General features: G+C 45.2%; 2 protein-coding genes and 2 pseudogenes. 3 read left to right on the top strand and 1 reads right to left on the bottom strand.

Translation table 11 applies throughout. From position 1 onward, the window contains the following. Positions 1-782 precede the first annotated feature (782 nt). Positions 783-896 (top strand): annotated as a pseudogene (locus tag Q0835_RS28895) (transposase); the annotation flags it as partial. 152 nt (positions 897-1,048) lie between these two features. On the opposite strand, the gene Q0835_RS28890 reads toward Q0835_RS28895, so the two are convergent. Beyond that, positions 1,049-2,965 carry an SET domain-containing protein-lysine N-methyltransferase gene (locus tag Q0835_RS28890; RefSeq protein ID WP_298966763.1) on the bottom strand — a complete coding sequence of 639 codons (1,917 nt, stop codon included), beginning with the start codon at positions 2,963-2,965 and terminating at the stop codon, positions 1,049-1,051. A 1,252-nt stretch (positions 2,966-4,217) separates the two neighbouring features. Between Q0835_RS28890 and Q0835_RS28885 the strand changes: the two are divergent. Both Q0835_RS28885 and Q0835_RS28880 read left to right on the top strand, forming a co-directional pair. Then, a pseudogene (locus Q0835_RS28885) lies at positions 4,218-4,463 on the top strand (transposase); the annotation flags it as partial. A gap of 1,023 nt (positions 4,464-5,486) precedes the next feature. Further along, positions 5,487-5,885: a hypothetical protein gene (locus tag Q0835_RS28880; protein ID WP_298966760.1), complete on the top strand. Its 399-nt coding sequence runs from the start codon at positions 5,487-5,489 to the stop codon at positions 5,883-5,885. The last annotated feature ends 1,689 nt before the right edge of the window (positions 5,886-7,574 follow it).

Below are 7,574 nucleotides of genomic sequence, written 5' to 3'. Positions count from 1 at the left end.
CTGAAGATGTCGTACTTCAGTACCTTGAGAAGCACATCGATAATCCTACCGGCATCAGCCGGTAGTGGTTTAGTACTAGGGCTAGGGGGGCCGGTAGTGGTTTAGTACTAGGGCTAGGGGGGCCGGTAGTGGTTTAGTACTAGGGCTAGGGGGGGGGCTAGGGGGGCAGGATATATGTAGGTGTAGTACTGGAGGCGCCTTGAAGTGCCACGTGTAGCTTACAGCAGACAGTGCCACACGTATTTGCGGCTGACGTGTCAGGTCAGGCTGACATCTGACGGTGTCGCATGTCAGGATAGTATGACACTCGAACTGGTGCCAACATCGGTGGCACCGGTGTTCGATCAGGCACGGGTTGAATGAAAATACGCCCGGGCACCTGTGGCGAGGTTCGGGCCGGTGCAATATGGTATTGATTTCATCAAAATCTTTCGAGGTAAAACAATCAAACAAACAATTTATTGAACACTTCGGACGATCTCCGTATAAGGCCACCGTGACGATAGTTGTCTTTATAGTCTTTGACCAACTTTGATACGTATTCGGTGTAAGGCGTTCCATCCCACGGATACTGGTGCGTTTGAGTGCATTGGACGAGATCAGAAGCAGTATTGTTAAAGTCCTAAGGTAGATGCATTATTCTTTTTATTATCGCTAAACGCGTAACTCTTTGCTGCATTGTATTTTTTGACTTCTAATATAACCTTTTGAGCGTGCGACCCTCTCCCCGCAGATTGATCCAGTTTTGAGTTAGTGATTTTCTTTTTTTGAAAGAGCCACTGATGAAGCGCAGATTTTCAGAAGAACAGATAATCGGCATCTTGAAGGAGCACGAGGCGGGTGTTTCGGCCAGAGAGCTATGCCGCCGGCACGGCATGTCGGATGCCAGCTTCTACATCTAAGGATGTCTCTCCCGTTGCAAGGTTTCGTCGGCTCTGGACTGACCATATTTCCCTGGTTGCAAACATCTATCCGGCGTCGCCGGTTTCATGACCAGTTTGATGTGCCTTTAACTTACGCGGAATTTTGTCCAAAAATGGTGGGTATCTCAGGTTCTGCGATAGGCTAAAAAGAAGTGGTCATTAGCACGTGCCATCATGATTTGAGGTTGTTCACCATTCCTTGAGTCGTAGTTAAGTTCTGAAATATCACCGTTTTCTAGAACGACACCGATCCTGACGTTGTGGGCAAAAGCCGCAAGTTGCGGTCCAATTTCAGCTGGACCTGTATATTCGCCTGGTGTTGCAATCGCTCGAACCGCTTCAGGTGTTACATGGCCAGGTCGCGTTGCGGCATAAGCGGCAGTGGCTTGTCGCAGCTCGGCATGCTCATTCGGACGTCCAAGAGCTATAGCCAAAGCGTGATAAAAACAGTTTCCATCAGCCTCGACATTTAACCATCTGTGCCCTGCCGGTAGTTTTTGCTGCTGTACTGAATTGAGCTTAGCGGATTTATATGAGCTTGGCAGGTGTTTTGCCTTTTTCGTCTGGTCCGGAGGCGTCATTGATGAGCGTTTTCTTTTCGAAACTGTACTGGCTTCACCAGGGTGCTCATTGACCTTGTGGGGGCGGTCGCCCCGCTTTTTAGATTGAAGTTCTGGAGGTATCTTAAACCCCCGAAGTTCAGCATAAGTGCGGTAACTGGACAGTTCTCTTCTGTCTGCGCTTTCCAAAGGAAGGCCTAGATTTAGGTGTGCCTGCACATTCGCGTAACTTGATCTTAAAGCGCTTCGTCTGTGGATGGCCGCTTTATCATTTTTATTTTCGGCGATCCAATCTCTGTCGTCTTTTCTCAGTTGCTCTGAGATCTTTTTCGCCTCTTGTGCTAAGTTATCCGTTTTGCCTGATGTACTTCTTTTTTCCAGATCTGGGGGTATCTTAAACCCCCGAAGTGCAGCATAAATGCGGTATTTGGACAGTTCTCTTTTGTCTACGCTTTCCGAAGGAAGGCCTAGATTTAGGTGTGCCTGCACATTCGCGTAACTTGATCTTAAAGCGCTTCGTCTGTGGATGGCCGCTTTATCATTTTTATTTTCGGCGATCCAATCTCTGTCGTCTTTTCTCAGTCGCCCCGAGATCTTTTTAGCCTCTTGTACTAAGTCATCCGTTTTGCCTGTACTTCTTTTTTCCAGCTCTGGAGGTATCTTAAACCCCCGAAGTGCAGCATAAATGCGGTAACGGGACTCTCTGTGTGCGCTTTCCAAAGGAAGGCCTAGGTTTAGGTGTGCCTGCACATTCGCGTAACCTGATCTTAAATTGCTTCGTCTGTGGATGGCCGCTTTATCATTTTTATTTTTGGCGATCCAATCGCTCTCGTCTTTTCTCAGTTGCTCTGAGATCTTTCTCGCTTCCGCTTTCAGTTTCTTTTTCAATTCAGCGGGGATTGGCGCGTCGGATCCTGAGCGATTTGAACCACTCAGGGTTGTAAGCTGTGCTTCTTCTTTAATTCCGCTCGTGTTGAGTTCTTCACGAGTGGGCGGTGGGGGAGGACTGACGTCCTCTTCGATCCGCTGCGCAATAGTTTCGAAATCATCTGGTGTTCGTTCATCAAAATATTTGGCGCCGTAATAGACAAGAATCTGCTCACCCTCTTTGATGTCACGCAACGCATAATACCCAATAATGCTGGAAGCTTTCTTGCCGTCTCGATCGAGTGTCGGAAGGTCAAAGGCTTCCATATTACGGTGTTTGTCATCATGGTTTATAAAGGAGGTTATGTTTCCAGCTCCCCAGGAATTGGTGCGAAGCACGTACCCTTTCGCATCCTTTGCGCCAGCCCAGCTGTAGTTTTCAAAACCTTTCCTAACTAATTTGTCCGCTGCCTTTGCGTCCAATGAATATTCCTTTTGCAAATCCCGACTAACAGCCGTCGTTAATTTCGTCATTTCTTTTACTCTTAGGTATTGGGCACCAAAGAAAACTACTTCTCCCTTCGCTATCGGGCGTTGAGCCACGACGCCGCGCATATTCTGTTCGACTGTGATATGCTTCTTAAGCGCATCAGACGGCATGTGATGAGCTTTGATATTTGTTATCCTAAACGTCTTCTTTTCATGACTTTTTCGGGCGCTATCACTTTCCAATTGCTTATTTGAACTCTCGATTATTCTTTCAAATGTCTGAGGGTCTGGACCTGGCTCAGAAAACAAAGGCTGGGCACCTTGATTCCAAGACCGAGGCTGTCTCAATGTCTCATGTGGTTGCTCCGGACTGCGCGCAGATTGCAACAATGGTCGTTCCGACAGAAGTCGTTCGTCTGCGAGGGGTTGAAGCTGCATTAAGGTTTGCCTGACATAGACAGGGTTCGTGCCGGGTCTTGTAAGGTCAATAATAGTTTTCTTTAAGGGTTTGTTTTCTAAGCTCAATCCCGCGAACTTATCAGCCGAAGAACGTTTCTCTTCATTGTCTTTGTCCCCTGCTGCCTTCATTTTATCGAGTGTGATGCTCCATTTGCGGGTTTTGTCATCACGTACTGCGATGAGGTTGTCGTTGCCTTGCCCGGTTTCACGGCTCAAAACGGGCGCTTTCCAGGCGTTACCATCTCGAACAAACGCTAGACCAATCTCAACTTTTTCGGGTGTTCGCGACATGATTGACGTCGCATAAATCTCCTTAGAGCCGCGCTTCTCACCATTGGTGAGATTTATTCCCTCGATCGTCCTGGCTGAGGTTTGCGAAGCCTTTGAGGCTTCCGCAAACATATTGCTTGTGTTTGTGTTCGGTTTGTCTTCAGGCCCTTTGCTCGGTGAAACATCGTTGCCCTTTACAGAAGCCTGTTTGATATGGGCATTAACCTTCTGGCTGATGGGGTTTTGGGAAGGCACGACTTGCCGCTGTGATTGGGGTGAGGTAGAGGTAATCGTCATGGCTACAATCGATACGTTCCCAAGCTCCTCAGCCAGGTTCAGCAGTCCGGTTTTGTGTTTGATAATTCTGTCGTTAGTATTCAACATTGTGGTCTTCTTTCGTTTTGTGGTTGGTTCGCACCACCATCAAAACGGATAACCACATTCTCGCAAGAGATGTGCTGCTGCCAATTCACTCCGGTGAAAGGGCAGCAGTGTCAGATTAAGTCGAGTCTTTTACACTTCATTCACATCGCAGCCGCGCAATTGTGGGTCAGGAGTTTGTCAACATAACCTAAGCAGCTAATTTTTCCCGACGTGCTACGGAACGGAGTCCACTTCCATGGCCACGTTCGATTGGTCGAAACGTACCGGTATCGGTCTTCATTTCATCCGGCCTGGAAAGCCCAATGAAAACGCACTGATCAAAAGTTTCAACGACAGGCAGCGGGATGAGTGCATGAGCGAGAACCTGTTTTCGACCCTGTCAGAAGCTCGCCACATCATCGAAGACTGGCGGCGGCACTACAACGCATTCAGGCCCCATTCGGCCCTGAACTGGCTCACACCAGACGAATTCGCAACAGGAGAACAACCCGTATTGGACACCGCAGCATGAAAATGCCATCTCTCAAAAACTAACTTGAGACTGGCATCAGTCTGGGGAGAGGGTCGATTCATGTGGCCATCGTATTGGTCATTATGGAACGGAGATTAGGATAATTCTAACAGCCTAGTATAATTCAATCAGCAGCGTAGAAACCAATCCTTGTTTCTGGTCCCCTTACACTACTTTTACCAATTGTAAGATGAAGTGACGAGAATGCACGGCGTTAAATGTTATCAATTCAATTTGGTGCTACCGCGCTGTCTAAGTTGCATCCATGTTAACATAGATGTCTCACGTGCCAGGCTGTCTTGAGACAGTAATAATATCTACTTAAACCAACAATGACAAAATATTATGAGAATACAAAAAAATAGGGTGAGAGTTATAGATATGATAAATGAATATTTCTTTCAAGGCCATCTGTTAAGTGAAATGATAAGTCGTCAGCAATAAAATAAACCCTAGTTTTTAACAAGTTTTGTAATTCCGTCTTCAGATTAGAACTGATTACAATGCAATTTCTATTGGGTGCTAGAAGCTGAATTTTGTGAAATTATACAACAGAGCATAATTACACTTTTCCTTACTTCATGAAAGCCATCTGATCTTTGCTGCCGACGTGTGCCGCGTTGTCTCTCCGTTGCAGTCACAAGATTTGAATTGCGCTCGTTGTTATTTCGCAGAAGCCTTTTCTTCCAACAAAGCGGAATGTTATGGACCACATTAATCGATATCGGCGACAATATAATTCAAGGTGCGTTTAATAAAAACCTAATGAAATTGAATTTAACAGGTGTAACGATAGACATACTGGCTATTTTTGTGGCAACTAAAGCTTATTCGCTTCATCCCAGCCTATTTAAGTCAAGACCGAGTACGCCCATCACTCAAGTCTGGTACTCGCATCGAGCTTCCGATAGCTAATTTCCCCTGTTGAGAACTCACACAACGTCAAATTTGATCATTCCATCAACAAACTTCGCTTCTTTAATTTTAAAGAGTTGAACGTCGAATTCTTTCTCAAGTATCACTATGTCAACGGAGTATACGTATCCGGAATTTCAGGGGAACAGAAATAGAGTTCAAGGTGGTGAGCATGTACTGCTCTACGCAACAGCGGAAGCTGCAAAAATAGCCAATCTTAACGCGACAGGAGATCATTTTTCTTGCTTTACATATTTTAGCTCTATCAACAAAGGAGTTGGTTCTAAAATCAAAGTTGGATTTTACCAGAACTCGGAACGCGAAACTGTACCCATGGGTAAATCTGCATTCTTTGATTTTCGCTCTCCTTGTAATACCAGACATCCAGTGGAGGATGTTCACCTTATTGGGCAAATTTTCATGGAAAATTCAAGAGAAGGCCTAACCGGAACGGTTGTGGAATGTCGAGAAATTCTAAATTCGGCTTCGATAAAAACAGGACGTTAGTAAGCCAGTTCAGTATCTTGCGATCATAAGAAGTAATTGTGCCTAGTTGACGAATTGAACCAGGTAGAATGTGAAGTGGTACATATTTCTCTAGATGATTTGGCTTAAATAACGTTGTCGATCAACTTCCGTAAATCATTTATATTGGATTGAAAAGATAGGATAAACTGCGTGATCAATGCTCGATGGTGTCATAGTAATGTTTCTCTCTTCTGTTTGTCAGGAAAAAAGATAGTCAGTGATTATTTTATTGTAAAGTAGGGTTCGAAATACTCTAAAATTTCGAGACTTTGTTCAATCTTGTTTAATAAATGAATTTATAGGTTAAAAAAATTTGCGATAGGCCTAATTAAATCTGACATTTCCGATTGCAACAAGTTAAGGTTTCTACGACCCAGAAAAAATTGCGTCGCGCTGCAACAATCACACTTATCTCCGTATCAGGTGGCCGCATGATTGAACAGAGTGCCTCACCTTGCAATAAACTACATGAGATCAATTGAAATTCGTGCTGCTTTGCTGTCTAAGTTGTTGCCATATTCACATAGGTGTCTCGCCCGTAAGACTGCTTTGACAAGTAATATTTTCTACGAAGCCGGTGATGACAAAATATTATGACAATGCAAAAGGAAAACAGGGTGCCAGTTTATGCGTGGAATATCTGCTGCGACTTTCAGGGCCATAAATTCAGTGAAATGACAAGTTGCCAGCAATCAGAATTACCATGATTTTATAGATAGTTTTGTTGTTTCAGATTTACATACGACCCGTTGACTGTGCGATTTTTGATTGGCCGCTGGAAGCCGAATTGTCAAATTTGTACAAGGGGCGCTGTCACATCTTTCCTTACTCCCTAACGGCCACCTGATCCTTGCCTGTCAATGCGTGCTTTGTTGTCTCTTCGTTGCAGTCAGGAGTGTCGGACACGCCTTGTTGCCGCAACGCTCTCGTAGCAATACCCTAAGAGTTATTGAGTTCCGTAACCACGACGATGGGGATATTTTCTTTGGGTGACAACCTGAGCTTCCTGGCTGCTTGATCATCCTATAAAATCGGAAACGAAAGAGACTGCAACTCAACTCTTTCACCCAACATCACACTCCGCTCAAAGCTTCTAACCGGGCCAGAAACAAAGAAAGATCACCATTCTTTTGCTGCCGACATGAGTTCGAACTCTACAACTCCTTCTTCCTCGGCTCCAATGTCTTTCAAAATTCCCGCCAACGTCGAGATAAACTTTTAGGTTTTAGCATTTGGAATGATACCAGGCCCGCCGAAGAAGATTGGTCACGTGCTGGTGGGACAAGAAATCACAATATCGGATGACACAAGCTTGAACGTTGCCAAGACAACGTCTCGTAATTTCAAGTTTTCAGATGGCAAGAGCTCCGCTTTTGGTGTGTATATTCTGAACGGTCAGGAAGTAAAGTTGATGTGCACAGTGAATGTCAATGCATTCAACCAAACGGCTGTTGATGCAAGATTCCCTATAACCGTTATGCATGGCGGGACTCATGGAGGTTCTACAAGCCGTCACTTTATTGTCATTCATTAAATGACCTGGAACGAAAATCGTCTTCGAATGTGTGTGGTGGCAGCTATTCACCCCATCAATTTAGTATCCACGCCTTGGAGGAAACCCCTCGTCTTCAGACGAGCCCGCTTTAGCGTGAAGTGAATAAGAATGAC

It is taken from the genome of uncultured Roseibium sp., from assembly GCF_947499295.1.
GTDB lineage: Bacteria > Pseudomonadota > Alphaproteobacteria > Rhizobiales > Stappiaceae > Roseibium.
The sequence above is the reverse complement of the archived record's forward strand: the minus strand, read 5'-3'. Positions and strand labels throughout refer to the sequence as shown.